Origin of the sequence: Microvirga sp. VF16, assembly GCF_016864375.1 — a bacterium.
In the GTDB taxonomy this organism is placed as follows: Bacteria; Pseudomonadota; Alphaproteobacteria; order Rhizobiales; family Beijerinckiaceae; genus Microvirga.
This window is the reverse complement of the sequence record NZ_CP069354.1, coordinates 1,772,466-1,789,780: the sequence shown is the minus strand read 5'-3', so window position 1 is coordinate 1,789,780 and position 17,315 is coordinate 1,772,466. Positions and strand designations below refer to the sequence as shown.

At 62.1% G+C, this 17,315-nt stretch carries 19 protein-coding genes; 9 read left to right on the top strand and 10 right to left on the bottom strand.

The window, feature by feature from the left end; translation table 11 throughout:
- Positions 1–84 precede the first annotated feature (84 nt).
- Positions 85–1,734, bottom strand: coding sequence for a benzoate-CoA ligase family protein (locus JO965_RS08440; protein WP_203443231.1), 1,650 nt, complete (start codon positions 1,732–1,734; stop codon positions 85–87).
- 397 nt (positions 1,735–2,131) lie between these two features.
- On the opposite strand from JO965_RS08440, the gene JO965_RS08435 reads away from it, so the two are divergent.
- The 7 genes from JO965_RS08435 (at position 2,132) to JO965_RS08405 (ending at position 8,346) form a co-directional block, all read left to right on the top strand.
- A complete protein-coding gene (locus tag JO965_RS08435; RefSeq protein ID WP_203444110.1) occupies positions 2,132–3,304 on the top strand; it encodes an ABC transporter substrate-binding protein in 1,173 nt (390 codons plus the stop codon).
- A gap of 139 nt (positions 3,305–3,443) precedes the next feature.
- Positions 3,444–4,364: a branched-chain amino acid ABC transporter permease gene (locus JO965_RS08430; protein ID WP_203443230.1), complete on the top strand. Its 921-nt coding sequence runs from the start codon at positions 3,444–3,446 to the stop codon at positions 4,362–4,364.
- Between the two features lie 9 nt (positions 4,365–4,373).
- A complete protein-coding gene (locus tag JO965_RS08425; protein WP_203444109.1) occupies positions 4,374–5,405 on the top strand; it encodes a branched-chain amino acid ABC transporter permease in 1,032 nt (343 codons plus the stop codon).
- Complete coding sequence (locus tag JO965_RS08420; protein WP_203443229.1) at positions 5,398–6,153, top strand: ABC transporter ATP-binding protein; 756 nt, start codon at positions 5,398–5,400, stop codon at positions 6,151–6,153. Before JO965_RS08425 ends, JO965_RS08420 begins: the two co-directional genes overlap by 8 nt.
- Positions 6,153–6,851, top strand: a complete 699-nt coding sequence (locus JO965_RS08415) for an ABC transporter ATP-binding protein (protein WP_203443228.1) — start codon at positions 6,153–6,155, stop codon at positions 6,849–6,851. The genes JO965_RS08420 and JO965_RS08415 overlap by 1 nt, the downstream gene beginning before the upstream one ends.
- 12 nt (positions 6,852–6,863) lie before the next feature.
- Entirely contained in the window at positions 6,864–7,685 is an 822-nt protein-coding gene (locus JO965_RS08410) for an alpha/beta hydrolase (RefSeq protein ID WP_203443227.1), read from the top strand.
- Positions 7,686–7,788: 103 nt separating this feature from the next.
- On the top strand, positions 7,789–8,346 hold the full coding sequence (locus tag JO965_RS08405) for a histidine phosphatase family protein (protein ID WP_203443226.1): 558 nt from the start codon (positions 7,789–7,791) through the stop codon (positions 8,344–8,346).
- A 3-nt stretch (positions 8,347–8,349) separates the two neighbouring features.
- Here the strand turns inward: JO965_RS08405 and JO965_RS08400 are convergent, their stop codons facing one another.
- Positions 8,350–8,577, bottom strand: a complete 228-nt coding sequence (locus JO965_RS08400) for a hypothetical protein (RefSeq protein WP_203443225.1) — start codon at positions 8,575–8,577, stop codon at positions 8,350–8,352.
- Positions 8,578–8,783: 206 nt separating this feature from the next.
- Here JO965_RS08400 and JO965_RS08395 point away from each other — a divergent pair, with 206 nt between their 5' ends.
- Complete coding sequence (locus JO965_RS08395) at positions 8,784–10,091, top strand: murein L,D-transpeptidase (RefSeq protein WP_371826848.1); 1,308 nt, start codon at positions 8,784–8,786, stop codon at positions 10,089–10,091.
- Between the two features lie 23 nt (positions 10,092–10,114).
- On the opposite strand, the gene JO965_RS08390 is transcribed toward JO965_RS08395, so the two are convergent.
- Together JO965_RS08390 and JO965_RS08385 are read right to left on the bottom strand one after the other, a co-directional pair.
- Complete coding sequence (locus JO965_RS08390) at positions 10,115–10,489, bottom strand: hypothetical protein (protein ID WP_203443223.1); 375 nt, start codon at positions 10,487–10,489, stop codon at positions 10,115–10,117.
- Positions 10,490–10,571: 82 nt separating this feature from the next.
- Entirely contained in the window at positions 10,572–10,775 is a 204-nt protein-coding gene (locus tag JO965_RS08385; RefSeq protein WP_203443222.1) for a hypothetical protein, read from the bottom strand.
- 370 nt (positions 10,776–11,145) lie between these two features.
- Here JO965_RS08385 and JO965_RS08380 point away from each other — a divergent pair, with 370 nt between their 5' ends.
- Positions 11,146–12,576, top strand: coding sequence for a protein adenylyltransferase SelO (locus JO965_RS08380; protein ID WP_203443221.1), 1,431 nt, complete (start codon positions 11,146–11,148; stop codon positions 12,574–12,576).
- A gap of 17 nt (positions 12,577–12,593) precedes the next feature.
- On the opposite strand, the gene JO965_RS08375 is transcribed toward JO965_RS08380, so the two are convergent.
- The 6 genes from JO965_RS08375 to JO965_RS08350 are packed head-to-tail and all read right to left on the bottom strand — an operon-like array spanning position 12,594 to position 17,313.
- Positions 12,594–13,166 (bottom strand): HupE/UreJ family protein, encoded by a 573-nt coding sequence (locus JO965_RS08375; RefSeq protein ID WP_371826847.1) that lies wholly within the window; start codon positions 13,164–13,166, stop codon positions 12,594–12,596.
- Positions 13,167–13,176: 10 nt separating this feature from the next.
- A complete protein-coding gene (gene ureG / locus JO965_RS08370) occupies positions 13,177–13,800 on the bottom strand; it encodes an urease accessory protein UreG (protein WP_203443220.1) in 624 nt (207 codons plus the stop codon).
- Positions 13,797–14,498 carry an urease accessory protein UreF gene (locus tag JO965_RS08365; RefSeq protein WP_246776781.1) on the bottom strand — a complete coding sequence of 234 codons (702 nt, stop codon included), beginning with the start codon at positions 14,496–14,498 and terminating at the stop codon, positions 13,797–13,799. Before JO965_RS08365 ends, ureG begins: the two co-directional genes overlap by 4 nt.
- Positions 14,491–14,964: an urease accessory protein UreE gene (locus JO965_RS08360; RefSeq protein WP_203443218.1), complete on the bottom strand. Its 474-nt coding sequence runs from the start codon at positions 14,962–14,964 to the stop codon at positions 14,491–14,493. The genes JO965_RS08365 and JO965_RS08360 overlap by 8 nt, the downstream gene beginning before the upstream one ends.
- A 1-nt stretch (position 14,965) precedes the next feature.
- The gene (gene ureC, locus JO965_RS08355) at positions 14,966–16,693 is read right to left on the bottom strand and encodes an urease subunit alpha (RefSeq protein WP_203443217.1); all 1,728 of its coding nucleotides are present in this window, start codon (positions 16,691–16,693) and stop codon (positions 14,966–14,968) included.
- On the bottom strand, positions 16,693–17,313 hold the full coding sequence (locus JO965_RS08350) for an urease subunit gamma (RefSeq protein ID WP_203443216.1): 621 nt from the start codon (positions 17,311–17,313) through the stop codon (positions 16,693–16,695). The genes ureC and JO965_RS08350 overlap by 1 nt, the downstream gene beginning before the upstream one ends.
- Positions 17,314–17,315: the final 2 nt, after the last annotated feature.

Below are 17,315 nucleotides of genomic sequence, written 5' to 3'. Positions count from 1 at the left end.
AGAATCCTACCCGAGAATTTGCATTTATTATTTTAAGCTTAAAATAATTTTTGATCAACTGGTGCAATCCGGTTGACGACGCGTTCAGGCACTCATCGCCTCGTGGTGACCTTCGGCCTCCTGGGCGATACGGCGTAACTCGAAACGCTGCAGCTTGCCGGTCTGGGTGCGCGGTAGAGCCTCGACGAATTCGATGAGGCGCGGGTACTTATAAGGCGCGATCTCCGTCTTCACGTGATCCTGCAGCCCCTTCGTCAGCTCGGGACCCGGGACATGGCCGGGACGCAGGACCACATAGGCCTTGACCACCGTTCCGCGCCCATCGTCGGGCGCCCCCACCACGCCGCATTCGGCAACGGCCGGATGCATGAGGAGCGCGGCCTCGACCTCCGGACCGGCGATGTTGTACCCGGCGGAAATGATCATGTCGTCGGAGCGGGCCTGGTACCAGAAGTACCCGTCATCATCCATGAGGTAGGTATCGCCGGTGATGTTCCAGCCGTCCTGCACGTATTTACGCTGCCGCTCGTCGGCGAGATAGCGGCATCCGGTCGGCCCGCGCACGGCCAGGCGGCCGATGCTGCCGGGCGGAAGGTCGCGCCCCTCGTCGTCGACGACTTTCGCCTCGTAGCCTGGAACGGGCCTGCCCGTCGCGCCGGGACGGATCTCGTCCTCGGTCGCGGCGATGAAGATGTGCAGCATCTCGGTGGCGCCGATCCCATCCATGAGGCTGATGCCGGTCGCCGCCTTCCAGGCCTCGAAGGTGCCCTTCGGCAGCGGCTCGCCGGCGGAGACGCATTTGCGCAAGGACGAGATGTCGCGCCCTTCCAGCTTCGACAGCATGGCGCGATAGGCGGTCGGCGCCGTGAAGCAGATGGTCGCCCGATACTGCATGATGGCCGGCAGAAGGTCGTCAGGCCCGGCCTTCTCCAGCAGCACCGTCGAAGCGCCGACACGCATGGGGAACAGCACGATGCCGCCGAGGCCGAAGGTGAAGGCGAGCGGTGGAGAGCCGATGAAACGGTCGCTCGGCCCCGGCCGCAGCACATTCTTGGCATAGCCGTCACAGATCGCCAGCATGTCACGGTGGAAATGCATGGTGCCCTTCGGCTCGCCCGTCGTGCCGGAGGTAAAGCCGATCAGGCAGACATCGTCCGCTGCCGTATCGACGGCTTCGAAATCCGGCGAGGCTTCGGCGAGCAGGGCCTCGAGGCTGTCGGGCTTGCCCGATCCCCAATAGACCACATGCTGCAAGCTGGGCGCCATCGTCCTGGCGCGCTCCATTTCCTCCGAGAGGCGATGATCGCAGAGAGCGATGGTGATCTCGGCCTTCCTCAGCGGATAAGCGATCTCCTTGGCGCGCAAGAGCGGCATGGTCGCCACGACGACGCCACCAGCCTTCAGGACTGCCAGATAGGCTGCCACTATCATCGGGGTGTTGGCAGAGCGCAGCAGAACGCGATTGCCCGGCACGAAGCCGAGCCTGTGGATCAGCACGTTACAGATCCGATTCACGCGCTCCTGAAGCGCGCGGTAGGTGAGCGTCTCGGTCGGGCTGATGAGGCAAGGTTCGTCCCCCCTCCCCTCATTGACCCATCGGTCGAGAAAGGCCACCGCGCAGTTGAGCCGCTCGGGATATTGGAGCTCGGGGCGGGTGAACTGGAAGGTCGGCCACTGATCCCGAGGCGGAAGATTATCCCTCGCGAAGGTATCCACATGCGCCGTGTCCGCCATCGTCCGCTCCTCTGTCTTATTATGCTGCAGGAGAACGGAGCTCGCTAAGCTTGGCTGGTTTGGGGCGCTCATATTTGGAGCCGCGCGCCGCGGCGAACTCCGTATCGCTGCCCATTACCGCCAATCACGCGCTCGTCATTTCGCCTGCTTTCCCCTGCGGAACAATCCGCTTGAAGAACCTGAAAAATATTTTAATCTTAAAATAATCCTTGGCAATCCCAAAGATTGAGGAAAGACTGGGGACGCCGGGGGAAAAGCTCCGACAAAGGGAGTGTTCGGCAGAAAAGTTTTGCGGCAGAGTATCGCCGACTTGTCCGTCGAGGCGTCTCACGTCCCGTCGGGAACAATCACGCAGCACAGCAAATGTGCGCAGGGAACAGCCACTCGGGAGACTATGATGAACGTGACGATCAAAACCCTTGGCCTTGCAGCGGCTTTTGGCCTGGCTGCCGCACCGGCCATGGCGCAGGAGAAGCTGAAGGTTGGACTGCTTTTGACCCTCTCCGGCCCGTCGGCCGTGCTCGGCCAGCAGGCCCGTGACGGTTTCCAGCTTGCGGTGAAGGACCTCGGCGGCAAGCTCGGCGGGCGCGATGTCGAAGTGATCGTCGTCGACGACGAGTTGAAGCCCGACGTGGCCGTAACGAAGGTCAAGGGTCTCCTGGAGCGCGATAAGGTGGACTTCGTTGTCGGCCCGATCTTCTCGAACGTGGCCGTTGCCGTCCACAAGCCCATCGTGGACGCGAACACATTCTATATCAGCACCAATGCGGGCCCCTCGAACCTCGCAGGCAAGAGCTGCAACCCGTACTTCTTCGCGACATCCTACCAGAACGATCAGAACCACGAGGTTCTCGGCAAGGTGGCGCAGGACCGCGGCTACAAGAAGGTCTATCTGCTGGCACCGAACTATCAGGCCGGCAAGGATGCGCTCGCCGGCTTCAAGCGCCACTACAAGGGCGAGATCGTCGAGGAATCCTACGTTCCTCTCAACACGCTCGATTTCCAGTCCGAGCTTGCAAAGATCGCCTCCATGCAGCCTGACGCGATCTTCACTTTCATGCCGGGCGGCATGGGCGTGAACCTCGTCAAGCAATACCGCGCGGCGGGCCTCGCCGACCGCATCCCCTTCCTGTCCGCCTTCACGGTCGATGAATCGACCCTGCCTGCGCAGCAGGATGCCGCCATCGGCATGTTCGGTGGCTCGAACTGGGCTCCGAACCTCGACACCCCGCAGAACAAGAAGTTCGTTGCGGCCTACGAGGCGGCCTACAATTCCGTGCCTGGTTCCTATTCCATGCACGCCTATGACGCAGCCCTGCTGATCGACAGCGCGCTCAAGGCGACCGGCGGTAAGATGGACAAGGACGCCGTGCGCGCTGCCATCAAGAAGGCCGATTTCAAGTCCCTGCGCGGTGACTTCAAGTTCGGCACCAACGGCTTCCCGATCCAGGACTTCTATCTGGTGAAGGCCGCCAAGCGCCCGGATGGCAAGTTCCAGACCGAGATCGTGGAAAAGGTGTTCGACGATTATACGGATGCTTATGCCAAGGAATGCACGCCGACGAACTGAGATGCACTGACAAGGACCGATTTGCCTTGGCCGTGCTTGGGCAGATCGGTCTCCATCTGCAAACGATGAAGATACTCTCATGCAGGGAGTATCCGAGCGGAGGCCCGGCTGATGAAGGCCTTCCGCAAGTGACGTGTCGATGACCGCAACACTCCTCTTCGTCCAGGCGCTGAACGGCCTTCAGTTCGGCCTCATCCTCTTTCTCATCGCCGCCGGGCTGACCCTGGTGTTCGGGGTGATGGATTTCATCAATCTCGCGCACGGCGTGCAATACATGGTCGGCGCCTATCTGGTGGCGGCGTTTAGCGCCTGGACCGGAAGCTTCGGCTGGGCACTGCTTCTCGCCCTGCCCTCGGCGCTGGCCTTCGGCCTTCTGCTCGAAGTGCTGGTGTTCCGGCATCTCTATGATCGCGACCATCTCGATCAGGTGCTCGCCACGTTCGGCGTGATCCTGTTCCTGAACCAGGGCGTCAAGTTCGTCTGGGGTGCGGCTCCTTTAAGCGTTCCCGTTCCCGAAATCCTCTCGGGTTCGGTCGAGATCGCGAACGGCCTGCTCTATCCCGTCTATCGCCTTGCGATCATCGCGGCAGGCCTCGTGGTCGCCGCCCTGCTCTATGTTCTCGTCAATCACACGCGGGTCGGCATGCTGGTGCGCGCCGGGGCCAGCAACGCCTCCATGGTGTCGGCGCTCGGCGTCAACATCCAGAGACTGTTCATGATCGTGTTCGGCTTCGGCGCCATGCTCGCGGGCTTTGCTGGCGCGATGGTGGCCCCGATCCTCTCGGTCGAGCCGGGCATGGGCGACAACATCCTGATCCTCGCCTTCGTGGTCATCGTGATCGGCGGCATCGGCTCGATCCGCGGCGCGTTTCTGGCAGCCCTTCTGATCGGGCTCGTGGATACGGTCGGACGCACTTTCGCGCCGAACCTGCTGCGCCTTTTCCTCGACCCTGCGGCGGCGAGCCAGACCGGTCGGGCCCTCGCCCCGATGCTGATCTATATTTTCATGGCCGCGGTGCTGTTCTTCCGCCCCTCCGGCCTGTTCCCCGTGAAGCGCTAGGGTGCGATGATGACTGAACTCGCAGAAACGCGCTCCGCTCCGATGCCGTCGCTCACCACACGGTTCGAGATCGTCCCCATTGTCCTCTTCGCCGCCTTTGCTGCGGCGCCGCTCTTCGCCGTGTTCTCCGGCGCAGAGGGTTACGTCCTGTCCCTGCTGACCCGGGTGATGATCTTCGGCATCGCCGCCATGGCGCTCGACCTCATTCTCGGCTACGGCGCGCTCGTGAGCTTCGGCCACGCGGCCTTCCTGGGGATCGGCGGCTACGCGGTCGGCATTCTCGCCAGCCACGGAATCGAGGATGCCTTCATCCAGATTCCCGTGGCGCTCGCAGCCTCCGCCATCTTCGCTCTGATCACAGGAGCGATCTCATTGCGGACCAAGGGTGTCTATTTCATCATGATCACCCTCGCCTTCGGGCAGATGCTGTATTTCCTCGCCACATCGCTGGCGGCCTATGGCGGCGACGACGGCATGACGTTGGCATCGCGCAGCCTCGTGGCTGGCTCCGGCATTCTGGAGAACGACTTCGCCTTCTACTGGGCCTGCCTGCTCTGCCTTCTTGGAACCTATGCGTTCGCCCGCTCCGTCGTCGCGTCCAGGTTCGGTCGTGTTCTGCGCGGAACGCGGGAAAACGCCCTTCGGATGCAAGCCATCGGCTTCCAGCCCTTCCGCTTTCAGCTCGCGGCCTATGTGCTCAGCGGCATGATGGCGGGGCTCGCCGGATGCCTGCTCGCGAACCAAGCAGAATTCGTGAGCCCGGCCTTCATGACCTGGCAGCGCTCCGGCGAACTGATCTTCATGGTCGTGCTCGGCGGGCTCGGCTCTCTGCATGGCGCCATCATCGGCGCCGCCGCCTTCCTGTTGCTGGAGGAGTTCCTGCCGGAAATCCTGCATGCGTTGAGCTTCTTCCTGAGCGAAGAGACCCGCGCCCATATCGCCGAGAACTGGAAGATGGTGTTCGGTCCCCTTCTCATCCTGATCGTGCTGTTCGTCAGAGGCGGGATCATGGGCCTGCTGCGGAGGCCTCACCATGGCTGAGCCCCTGCTCGAACTTCGCAACTTACGCAAAGCCTATGGCGCTCTCGTCGTCACCGACGACGTCAGCCTCTCCATCAAGCCGGGCGAGCTGCATGCCATCATCGGCCCCAATGGCGCAGGCAAGACGACGCTGATCCACCAGATCTCGGGCACGTTGTCTTCGGATTCGGGATCAATCCTGTTCGCGGGTGAGGACGTCACCTCTCTCTCGATGCCGCAACGCGTCGGACGCGGACTTGCGCGCTCATTCCAGATCACCTCGATCCTGCCCGGCTTCTCGGCTCTCGAGAATGTGGCTATGGCGGTTCAGGCGCGCTCGGGATCGAGCTTCCGCTTCTTCGGCAATGCCTCGCAGGAGAAGGCCCTGAACGAGCCTGCCATGGAGTGCCTGACCCAGGTCGGGCTCGCCGCTCGCGCGCACATCCCGGCGGGCCTGTTGTCCCACGGCGAGAAGCGTCAGCTCGAACTCGCCATTGGCCTTGCGACGGAGCCGAAGCTTCTCCTTCTCGATGAGCCGCTTGCCGGCACCGGTCACGATGAATCCCAGCGCGTGGTCGAGACCCTGCGGCGTCTGAAGAGCCGCCTTACCATTGTATTGATTGAGCACGACATGGATGCCGTGTTCTCGCTCGCGGACCGCGTCTCCGTTCTCGTCTACGGCCGCGTGATTGCCACGGGCACGCCGGAGCGGATCAGAGCCAATCCGGAAGTCCGCGCAGCCTATCTCGGCGAAGAGGAGCTGGTCTGATGCTCTCCGTCCGACAATTGCAGGCGTCCTATGGCGCCGCGCAGGTCCTCTTCGACATTTCGCTTGAGGTCAATGCCGGCGAAGTGGTGACGTTGCTCGGCCGCAACGGCATGGGCAAGACCACCACCATACGCTCGATCATGGGCCTGCTCCGTCCCCGCGGCGGCGAAGTGCGCTTCGATGGCGCCGCCGTGACAAGGCTTGCTCCCTATCGCATCGCGCAGACCGGCATCGGCCTCGTGCCGGAAGGCCGGCAGATCTTTCCGACGCTGACGGTGGAAGAGAACCTCGTCGCGACGGCCTCGGCCAGAACGGGTTCCCGTCGCTGGACGCTCGATGCGGTCTATGACCTCTTCCCGCGCCTGAAGGAACGCCGGAGCAACCTGGGCACACAGCTCTCCGGGGGCGAGCAGCAGATGCTGGCCATCGGCCGCGCGCTGATGACCAACCCGAAACTGCTCATTCTCGATGAGGCCACCGAAGGGCTGGCGCCGTTGATCCGCGCCGAGATCTGGGCGTGCCTCAAGCGCCTCAAGGGCGAGCACCAGTCGATCCTGGTGATCGACAAGAATATCAGCGCACTGGCGAGCTTCGCCGACCGCCACGTGATCATCGAGAAGGGCCGCTCGGTCTGGACGGGAACGAGCGACGAACTCATGACCGATGCGAGCCTCAAGGACCGATATCTCCACGTTTAAGGACAATCCGCGATGGCTGCCGCAGAACTCGACCTGGAGGCCGAGTACAACAACCGGGCCCGCGTTCCCGAACATCCCGCTCACATTGCGGGCTGGCAGCGGGATTCCGCCGCCTATCGCGAAGTTGCACGTTGCGAGCTCGATCTCGCCTATGGCGCCGGCGAGCGGCATCGGCTCGACCTGTTCTATCCGCAAAACGGCGATGCCGGCGGCCCGGTCGTGCTGTTCATCCATGGCGGCTATTGGCAGGCGCTCGACAAATCCACGTCGAGCCATCTGGCACGCGGTGCCAACGAACGTGGTCTGACGGTTGCGATCCCGAGCTATACACTCGCCCCGGCGGCAAAACTGGCCGACATCATTTCTGAAATCGAGGCCGCCGCCAATTTCGTCATCCAACGCACAGGCCGCCCTCTCGTCGTAAGTGGACACTCGGCGGGCGGGCATCTGACGGCATGTCTCATGGCACACCCGGGCGCGTTGCAGAGGCCCGTCCGCGCCGCCATGCCAATCTCCGGCTTGTTCGACCTGCCTCCACTGGTCCCGACCTCGATTAACAAAGCTCTTGGGCTGAATCTTAATGAGGCGCATCGCCTGAGCCCGCTGGAATGGAATCCGCCCACGAGCGGGCGCCTTATCGCAGTGGTTGGGGGGGCCGAAAGCAGCGAGTTTCTCAGACAATCCCATGCCATCGTCGAGCGATGGAACCAGGCGGGCATTGCAACTCAGTACCATGAAGTGACTGGAGCGCATCACTTTGATGTCATCGCGGGACTTGCCAATCCGAGTGATCCGCTCGTGGATATGCTCATGGAGTTGGCAGAGGACGCTTAAGTCTGGCCAGACACCTCCAGGAACCTGTGCCATTACCTAACGTTGCGCATGGTGAGCCGGTATTTCTGCAGCGGATAACGACAGATAGATTGGCAGGTGACATATGCCGCTCGCAATGACCCTTCTGTTCCTGCTGGTGCTGGCATGGCCTCAGGCTCTTCATGCCTCCGAGGAGGTATGGCAGGCACTGCGTGCCGGCGGCACAATTGGCCTCTTCCGGCACGCCAGCGCTCCAGGAGCAGGCGATCCTGCCAACTTCCGGCTCGAAGATTGCGCGACGCAGCGCAACCTCTCGGCTGAGGGCCGGCGGCAGGCGCAGGCCATCGGAGAACAGTTCAGAGCCCGGCAGATCCCGGTCGAGCGGGTGCTCTCAAGCCGCTGGTGCCGCGCGCTCGACACCGCCCGCTTGGCCTTCGGCAACCTGACGGAGTCCTCCCCGCCACTGGATTCGTTCTTCTCAGACCGAGACCAGGAACCGGCTCAAACGCGGGCTGTGCGTCAGATCGTTCAGGACTGGCGTTCCAGAGGGGTCCTCGTGCTCGTCACGCACCAAGTCAACATCACGGCCCTCACCGGTATCTTTCCCGACGAGGGAGAAATGCTCGTGCTCAGGCCGAAGCCAGGTGCCGACTTCGATCTTGTCGGAAGAATTAAACTATAGAAATCAACGATCAGCCCTGAGCTGCTCGACCACGCCCTGGCTCATATAGGGGTGCCCCGCCTCGTTGAGAGCCCGGTCCAAGGCTTCGATGGCCATAAGAATTTTTGTCAGCTCCTCTGCCATCTCGACAGAAGGGAGGGGCGCCTCGGAAATCTGCCGCGCCATCTCCCTGCGCCGTTTCACAAGGTTTTCGCGTGCAGCGTTCAGTTCCTTGATCTCCTCGGACGTCATGGGCTCCTCACCATCTGGCTAAGTTTTAGAGTTAAGTCCTCGTGGCCGAATACGTTCATTATCGGCACCCGGGGCAGCCGCCCGCTACAGCACTTTGTAAACTATCATCGCCCATAGTTTCGGACATGACTTATGGGAATGCAAAACGTCTCTGCCTCGGATTGGCTCTGCTCTCGTGCTCCGCCTTCGGGACTCCTCTGGATGCCTTGGCGGCACCCGAAAATATTGCGCCAACTTCTCCAGTGCAGGTGTTGCCGAGCATTCCGGCACCTCCGGCAGCAGGGACGAACCTGCGACTGAAAGCTGCACCGACGGCGGCAGCCAAATCGGCCGAGAAAGTCGCCGCTCCCGCGCCCGTCATCTCGATTTCGCAGGATCCCCGCCCTACTCTGGACGCGAGCACCTTCATCAACACGATGCGGGCCGCCTGGACCTATAAGCGCATTGCAGAGGCGGGAGGATGGCCTACCCTGCCCGCAGGCACAATTCTGAAGGCTAGCGACAAGGGCTCGCTCGTCGTGACTCTTCGGCAACGCCTTGCCTCGGAGGGCGATCTTTCGGCTGATCTCACCACAAACCCAACCTTCGACACAGAACTGACCAATGCAGTCAAACGGTTCCAGGCTCGTCACGGTCTGCCGGAATCGGGCGCTGTGCGCGCACGGACCCTGGAAGCGCTGAACGTTCCGGCGCTCACGCGTCACCGCCAACTCACAGCCTCCGCACAACGGTTGGCCGGATCCACCTTTTCCTTCGGCGAACGCTATGTGGTCGTGAACATTCCCTCAGCCGCCGTGGAAGCGGTCGAGCGCGGACAGGTAGCCCGCCGCTTCGTCGCCATTGCCGGTAAGGTGGACCGCCCTTCGCCCACTGTCGAAACCCGCGTCACCGCCGTCAACCTCAATCCCACATGGACGGTGCCGGTCTCCCTGATCAAGAAGGACATCATTCCCCATGTCCGCAAGGATCCCAATTATCTGGAGAAGATGAAGATCCGTATTCTCGATGCGAAGGGCCAGGAAGTAGATCCGAAGACCCTCGACTGGTCGACGCAGAATGCGGTGAACTACACGTTGCGCCAGGATCCTGGAGCGATCAATTCGCTCGGGCAGATCCGCATCGACATGCCGAACAAGCATGCCGTGTACATGCACGATACACCCAAGAAACAACTCTTCGCACAGGATGCACGCTTCCATTCTTCAGGCTGCATTCGCGTAGCCGACGTCACCGACTTTGCCGAATGGCTGCTGCGCGGTACCAATGGCCAGGCAGGCGTATGGACGACGGAAGGGATCAACACCGCTATCGCCAGCGCTGCACGGCAGGATATTCGTCTCGAGAAGTCCGTTCCCGTCGCCTGGGTCTATCTGACAGGCTATGCGACGGCAGACGGTGCGGTGCATTTCCGCGAGGATGTCTATGGGCTCGATACACCGAAGGCTGATCCGCTGATCGAGCCCCAGATGGTTGATGTTCCCGCGACAGCGTCGATCAAGCCCAAGCGACTGTGACACAACTTGAGGCGACCAAAGGATCAGAGACTCTTCCTGCGCAGTAACCGGCCGGACGACGGGCGGATGGTGCGGGCCTTGCGCCATTCGAAGGCAGCGTCCTGAAACAGATCGACGGCTGCGACAGCCTGAGCCCGCGATGCTGCGATCAGTGCGGGATCGCGCTGCGCGAAGCGATCCGCCGCCTGTGTCAGCTGTCGACACCGCTCCTCGACCATGCGCCGCGCCTCCTTCAACCGGGAGTTCGGCTCATTCGCATCCGTTACCTCGTCACAGATGCGCAGGACGTCGCTGGTGAGATTCTCGCCCGAATAGAGTCCGGAATAATGGTCAATCAGGCCGCGGACAAAACCGAGAGAATGACGGATTTCCTGCCTTAGAAGTGTCTCGCTGCTCATCGCGTCTTTCCCGGAAAAGGAGCCGCATTCCCGTCGCGTCTCGGCGACGACGTGATATGAACCGGAGAATTCTAAAAAGGCGTTAGCCCGGTCCTCCGGCATTGGCCTGGACGGGGGGAGTCGGCGGAACAGGGCTGGGGACGGTGGCATTCTGGGTGACGGTGGTCGGGCGGGACGACCAGATCCTTTCAAGGAGTGGACCTGCAACAATTCCTGCAACGAATGCGAACGCTGTCACGATCAGGCCTATACGGCCGCAAAGGCTGAGCACATCCTTGAATGCCATTGACTCGCCTCCCGTTTGCTTCGTTAACCAGGATCTTAGGGGAGCACTTCCGACCCGCCAATAGACCAACACGCGAAAGCGCAGCTACACAACGGCGATGCGCTTGAGCATTCAAGCCGAACATCAGGAAAAACCAGACGTTTTTAACAAAGCTTTCACCATGAATTTTTTTCAACAACCTCGGCCGGAGCGGTCAAAGCGTCGTTTTTTGCAACATTGCAACTCGATCGTCGTAGCTCAACTTTGTCCAATTCGTGGCAAAACGAAAGGTCTTCAAGCACCGTCATCCGGCCCATGCTTGACCCGCCCGGATCCCTCTGAACATTTCGGTGGTGCTGGGAATTGAACACGAGTTCATGGGACACCCTACATGCCCACCTCCGCCGCTTATCGCGCCTCGACAGGCCATCAGGAACTCGGTTCGGATTTCTATGACATCGTCCGGCCGGCGGAATTCCCGCACCATATTCTGCGCTACCGCAACCAGCGCTGGGCCGAGCGCGTGGGCCTCGGTTCGCTTACCAACGAGGAATGGATCGTTCATTTCGGGCGCTTCGCGCCACTTCCCAGCAGTTTGGAACAGCCTCTTGCCCTGCGCTACCATGGCCATCAGTTCCGAACCTACAATCCACATCTCGGGGATGGGCGCGGCTTTCTCTTTGCTCAACTTCATGATGTGGCGGATGGGCGGCTTCTGGACCTCGGCACAAAAGGCAGCGGGCAAACGCCGTGGTCGCGCCACGCGGATGGCCGCCTGACCCTGAAGGGCGGCGTGCGGGAGATCCTCGCAACGGAAATGCTCGAGGCCCTCGGCGTCGAGACATCCAAGTCCTTCAGCCTGATCGAGACAGGCGAGGAACTCGAGCGTGGTGACGAACCTTCCCCGACCCGCTCGTCGGTCCTGGTGCGTCTCAGCCATTCACACATCCGCATCGGAACATTCCAGCGTCTGTTGTACCTGGATGAGACCGACAACATCCGAAAGCTGCTCGACTACACCATCCCAACCTACATGCCGGAGACTTGGCGCGACGGTGAAGCGGAACGCGCAACAGCCTTTCTAGAGGAAGTTTGCCGACGCGTGGCTCGCATGGGCGCACAATGGATGGCGGCAGGATTCGTGCATGGCGTGCTCAACACCGACAACATCAACGTCACGGGAGAAAGCTTCGATTATGGCCCATGGCGTTTTCTACCCGTCTACGAGCCAGGATTCACGGCCGCCTATTTCGACGAGACAGGACTTTACGCCTTCGGCCGCCAGCCCGACACCCTTTTGTGGAATCTGTTTCGTCTCGCAGAGTGCCTGCTTCCCCTAGCCCCGCAGAGCAGCCTCGAACAGGCACTCACAACATTCGAACCAGCTCTCCATCGGGAGTTCCCGCGTGCCCTTCTACGCCGCCTGGGCCTGCAATCGAAAGGGTTCGAGCAGGATGGGGTACTCGCCAAAGCCTTATGGACATTCCTGCACGAGAGCAAAGCTCCGTTCGAACAAACCTTTTTCGATTGGTATGGCGGGCGCCTGAGTGAGGAACGCGCAGAGAGAAGCCCCTCTGCAAATCTATACGCACAACCGTCGTTCGAACCCGTTCGCGCGGCGCTTGGCGCCTTCGACTCTGTCGCTCAGGCGAAACTCGATCATTCCTATTTTGCACGTGCTACACCGTGCACAATGCTGATCGATGAGGTAGAGGCGCTCTGGGCCCCGATCGCTGCCGAGGATGACTGGGCGGCCTTCGACACCAAGTTGGTAGAGATCCGCAGCATGGCCGAGGCCTATGGTGCGGATCCCGTTGCATAGAGCATTACGGCAATGCGTCAGCCAAATGCGATGATGATCCCGGACATGGTCACAACCGCTCCGGTAAGCCGCATGACAGTGGTAGAGCCAGAGGTAAGAAGTCCGGCAGAAATTCCAACGCCATGCAGCATGGCCGACGCGAGAGCAAATCCCAGACTGTAGAGAGCCGCATCGGACCCGACCGGGATCTCCGCGCCGTGAGCATAACCGTGAAACAGGGCGAAGACGCCGACGAGCGTGACTGCCGCCAGGATCGGCCATTGCCGCACCCACGTCACAATGGCGCCCAAAACGACAATGGACATCGCGATGCCGAATTCAACGGCCGGAACCTCGATGCCGCTCAGGCCGAGAATTCCGCCAACCAGCATCATGCCCACGAAGCTTGCGGGAGGCGCCCACAGAGCCCGTCCTCCAAGCAAGGCCGCGAAGAGGCCGACGCTCACCATCGCAAGAACATGGTCGAGGCCTCCTAGGGGATGCGAGAACCCGAAGAGAAAGCCTGACACCACATCATGTCCTGTATGGGCCAGGGCGGGAGTGGCGACCGCTAACAACATGGCGGCAAGAATCGAGCGCTTGAACATCATGAGATCCCCCTTAGGCCGCTGAAGACAGGCCACCGGCCTGTTCGACGAATTTGGCGATGACATCGACCCCGACACCATCGCGGATATTGCTGAACACATAGGGACGCTGGCCGCGCATGCGCTTCGTGTCTTCCTCCATGATCGCAAGGTCGGCGCCCACATAAGGCGCAAGGTCGATCTTGTTGACTACGAGGAGATCCGAACGCGTGATGCCGGGACCGCCCTTGCGCGGAATCTTCTCGCCGCCAGCGACATCGATGACGTAGATCGTCAGATCGGCGAGCTCGGGCGAGAAGGTCGCAGCGAGATTGTCGCCACCGGATTCCACGAGCACGATGTCGAGCGCCGGAAAGCGCTTGCGCATCGTCGCGATGGCGGCAAGGTTGATGGAGGCGTCCTCGCGGATCGCCGTATGCGGGCAGCCGCCGGTCTCGACGCCCATGATGCGCTCGACCGGCAAGGCGCCGGCGACCGTCAGAAGACGCGCATCCTCCTTGGTATAGATGTCGTTGGTGATCGCGCAGATGTCATAGTGCTCGCGAAAAGCCTTGCAGAGCGCTTCCATCAGCGCCGTCTTGCCGGAGCCGACCGGCCCGCCGATGCCGACGCGAAGAGGTCCCGTGTGAGAAGTCATGAGCGGAAGAGCCTCGTATATTGATTTTCGTGATGGAAGGAGCTGAGATCGGCGCGGAAGGTCGCCCCGCCGATATCGTCGAGGGAATGCGTCATCCCCTGCCCCGCGAGGTCGCGCACAGTGCTCGCGAGCGCAGCTACAACGCGGATGCCCGCGGTCTGCCCGATGGGCGCGAGACGGATCGCGGCGGAGACCAGGGTCTGCACGAGGCCGAACAGGTAGGCCTCGGCGGTGACGCCAAGCGGAATGTCATGCGCCGCGGCAGCCATGCCGATCGCGACAGGAAAGGCCACGTCGCCGTCAAGGAGGACTAGGCGCGGCGAAGGCCAGGCTGCCAGCGTCGCGTCGAGAAAGCTGCGTCCCTGCTGACTTGTTTCCAGGTAGAGCTCCGACGATGGCGACAGCGCCAGCGCCAGTTCGTTGATCTCTTCGAGAGCTACCCGGTCTCCACCAAGCACAGCACGATAGGTGCAACTCAGGAGAATGGCGTCGTTGCGTCCGAAACCCAAAGTGAGCAAATCGACGAGCCAGGACACCAGCGTCGCCTCATCTGTCACATCGCCTGCCTCCACCGCCCATTCGAGCGTGTGCGAATAGGCATAGCAGCCGACGGGATAAGACGGTGACAGCCACGCGAAGAGCGGCAGGATCGCCGAGGCGCTTTCATGCAGCAGCGGCTTTGCCGAAGCATCATCCATGGCCATGTCCGTGATGATGGCCGCCATGCTCATGGTGATGATAGGCCCCGCGCACCGGACGGAATGGGCGCTCGACGATCTCCACCCTGGCACCCAGACCGACGAGCATGTCGACGAGCACATGGTCGTAGGCGATGTAGATCGCCTCGCGCGTGATCTCCGCCGGCACGTGCCGGTTGCCGATATGCCAGGCGAGCGTGAGCAGGTCGAGTGGATCTGCCGTCCTGATCTCGACGAGACGCTCGGGCGCCGCCTTCACCTCGACGAGCCAGCCGCTGTCGAGCCGGATGGCATCGCCGTCCTCGAGCACATCGGCCTTGTCGAGATCGAGGAGGAAGGCGGTGCCACCGTCCGCGTTGAGCAGGATGCGGCGGCGGTGTCGGTCGCCGTGGTCGAGGGTGATCACATCGACGATGCGATCACTCTCGACCGATTCACGGCGAATGATGGATGTGGCGCGGATCATGTCAGAACAGGAAATAGCGTTGGGCCATGGGAAGAACTTTTGCGGGCTCGCAGACCAGCAGCTCGCCGTCTGCGCGCACGTCGTAGGTCTCGGGATCGACCTCGATCACGGGCGTGGCGTCGTTGAGGACCATGTCCTTCTTGCCGATGCCGCTGCGCACGTTCTCGACGGCGACGAGCGGCTTTCGAACTCCGAGCTTCGCGGCAAGCCCGTTCTCCGTCGCCACCTTCGACACGAAGGTGAGCGACGTGGAGGCAAGAGCCTTGCCGTAGGCGCCGAACATCGGCCGGTAATGGACCGGCTGCGGCGTCGGGATCGAGGCATTGGGATCGCCCATCAGAGCTGCTGCGATGGCGCCGCCCTTGACGACGAGATCGGGCTTTACGCCGAAGAAGGCGGGCGTCCAGACGACGAGGTCCGCGAGCTTTCCGACCTCGACGGAACCGATATGCCTCGACACGCCGTGCGCGATGGCCGGGTTGATCGTGTATTTCGCCACGTAGCGGCGGGCGCGGAAATTGTCATTGTCGCCGGTCTCGCCGGGAAGCGCGCCGCGCTGGACCTTCATCTTGTGCGCGGTCTGCCAGGTGCGGATGATGACCTCGCCCACGCGCCCCATGGCCTGGCTGTCGGAGGACATCATCGAAAGCGCGCCGATATCGTGCAGAATATCCTCCGCCGCGATGGTCTCCTTGCGGATGCGGCTCTCGGCGAAGGCGAGATCCTCGGGGATCGATGGAGACAGATGGTGGCAGACCATGAGCATGTCGAGATGCTCGTCGATGGTGTTCACCGTATAGGGCCGCGTCGGATTGGTGGAGGACGGCAGCACGTTGGGAAGCCCCGCCACCTTGATGATGTCCGGCGCATGCCCGCCGCCCGCTCCTTCCGTGTGGAAGGCATGGATTGTGCGGCCCTTGAAGGCCGCAATGGTGTCCTCGACGAAGCCGGATTCATTGAGCGTGTCGGTGTGGATCATCACCTGCACGTCATAAGAATCGGCAACGGACAGGCAGCAATCGATGGCGGCGGGCGTCGTGCCCCAATCCTCGTGCAGCTTGAGCGCGCAGGCGCCGGCATGGATCATCTCCTCGAGCGCGCCGGGCCTCGAGGCGTTGCCCTTGCCGGTGAAGGCGAGGTTCATCGGAAAGGCGTCCGCGGCCTCGATCATGCGCGCGATGTGCCAGGGGCCGGGCGTGCAGGTGGTGGCGAAGGTGCCGGTCGCCGGCCCCGTGCCGCCGCCGAGCATGGTGGTGACGCCCGACATCAGCGCCTCTTCGATCTGCTGCGGGCAGATGAAGTGGATATGCGAGTCGAAGCCGCCGGCGGTGATGATCTTGCCTTCGCCGGCGATGATCTCCGTGCCGGGCCCGATGATGATGTCGACATTGGGCTGCACATCCGGATTGCCGGCCTTGCCGATGGCCGTGATCCGGCCGCTCCTGATGCCGATATCGGCCTTCACGATGCCCCAATGGTCGAGAATGACCGTATTGGTGATGACCGTATCGACAGCGCCTTCCGCGCGCGTCGTCTGCGCCTGCCCCATGCCGTCGCGGATCACCTTGCCGCCGCCGAACTTCACCTCCTCGCCATAGGTGGTGAAGTCCTTCTCCACCTCGATCACGAGGGCGGTATCGGCGAGGCGAATTTTGTCGCCCGTGGTCGGGCCAAACATGTCCGCATAGCCGGCGCGCGGCAGGGAGGCGGGCTTTCGTGCATTCGACATCAGAGCGCTCCCATCACGCCTTGGCGGAACCCGTAGACCTCGCGCTTGCCGGAGAGCGGCACCAACACCACCTCGCGCGTGGAGCCCGGCTCGAAGCGCACCGCCGTGCCGGGCGCGATGTCAAGCCGCATGCCGCGCGCCTTTTCCCGCTCGAAGGACAGGGCAGGATTGGTCTCGAAGAAATGGTAGTGGCTGCCGACCTGGATCGGCCGGTCGCCTGTGTTGGCGACTGTCAGCACGGTGCGCTCCGCGCCCACGTTGAAGACGATCTCGCCCTCCTGTGCGATCACCTCGCCAGGCACATCCTTCGAGGCCGCGCCGCGGACTGGGTGATGCACAGTGACGAGCTTGGTGCCATCCGGAAATGTCGCCTCCACCTGCACGTCGTGGATCATCTCGGCGACGCCTTCCATCACCTGATCGGCGCCGATGACGTGCGCGCCCGCTTCCATCAGCTCCGCAACCGAACGACCGTCGCGCGCACCTTCCACGACCGTGTCGGTGATCAGTGCGATCGCCTCCGGATGGTTGAGCTTCACGCCGCGCTCCAGCCGGCGGCGCGCCACCATGGCGGCCATGGCGATCAGGAGTTTGTCTTTTTCACGGGGTGTGAGTTGCATGG

Coding starts and splice junctions, on each gene's coding strand:
- JO965_RS08440 (WP_203443231.1), bottom strand. CDS start 1,734: ATGGCGGACACGGCGCATGTGGATACCTTCGCGAGGGATAATCTTCCG.
- JO965_RS08435 (WP_203444110.1), top strand. CDS start 2,132: ATGAACGTGACGATCAAAACCCTTGGCCTTGCAGCGGCTTTTGGCCTG.
- JO965_RS08430 (WP_203443230.1), top strand. CDS start 3,444: ATGACCGCAACACTCCTCTTCGTCCAGGCGCTGAACGGCCTTCAGTTC.
- JO965_RS08425 (WP_203444109.1), top strand. CDS start 4,374: ATGACTGAACTCGCAGAAACGCGCTCCGCTCCGATGCCGTCGCTCACC.
- JO965_RS08420 (WP_203443229.1), top strand. CDS start 5,398: ATGGCTGAGCCCCTGCTCGAACTTCGCAACTTACGCAAAGCCTATGGC.
- JO965_RS08415 (WP_203443228.1), top strand. CDS start 6,153: ATGCTCTCCGTCCGACAATTGCAGGCGTCCTATGGCGCCGCGCAGGTC.
- JO965_RS08410 (WP_203443227.1), top strand. CDS start 6,864: ATGGCTGCCGCAGAACTCGACCTGGAGGCCGAGTACAACAACCGGGCC.
- JO965_RS08405 (WP_203443226.1), top strand. CDS start 7,789: ATGCCGCTCGCAATGACCCTTCTGTTCCTGCTGGTGCTGGCATGGCCT.
- JO965_RS08400 (WP_203443225.1), bottom strand. CDS start 8,577: ATGACGTCCGAGGAGATCAAGGAACTGAACGCTGCACGCGAAAACCTT.
- JO965_RS08390 (WP_203443223.1), bottom strand. CDS start 10,489: ATGAGCAGCGAGACACTTCTAAGGCAGGAAATCCGTCATTCTCTCGGT.
- JO965_RS08385 (WP_203443222.1), bottom strand. CDS start 10,775: ATGGCATTCAAGGATGTGCTCAGCCTTTGCGGCCGTATAGGCCTGATC.
- JO965_RS08380 (WP_203443221.1), top strand. CDS start 11,146: ATGCCCACCTCCGCCGCTTATCGCGCCTCGACAGGCCATCAGGAACTC.
- JO965_RS08375 (WP_371826847.1), bottom strand. CDS start 13,166: ATGATGTTCAAGCGCTCGATTCTTGCCGCCATGTTGTTAGCGGTCGCC.
- ureG (WP_203443220.1), bottom strand. CDS start 13,800: ATGACTTCTCACACGGGACCTCTTCGCGTCGGCATCGGCGGGCCGGTC.
- JO965_RS08365 (WP_246776781.1), bottom strand. CDS start 14,498: ATGGATGATGCTTCGGCAAAGCCGCTGCTGCATGAAAGCGCCTCGGCG.
- JO965_RS08360 (WP_203443218.1), bottom strand. CDS start 14,964: ATGATCCGCGCCACATCCATCATTCGCCGTGAATCGGTCGAGAGTGAT.
- ureC (WP_203443217.1), bottom strand. CDS start 16,693: ATGTCGAATGCACGAAAGCCCGCCTCCCTGCCGCGCGCCGGCTATGCG.
- JO965_RS08350 (WP_203443216.1), bottom strand. CDS start 17,313: ATGCAACTCACACCCCGTGAAAAAGACAAACTCCTGATCGCCATGGCC.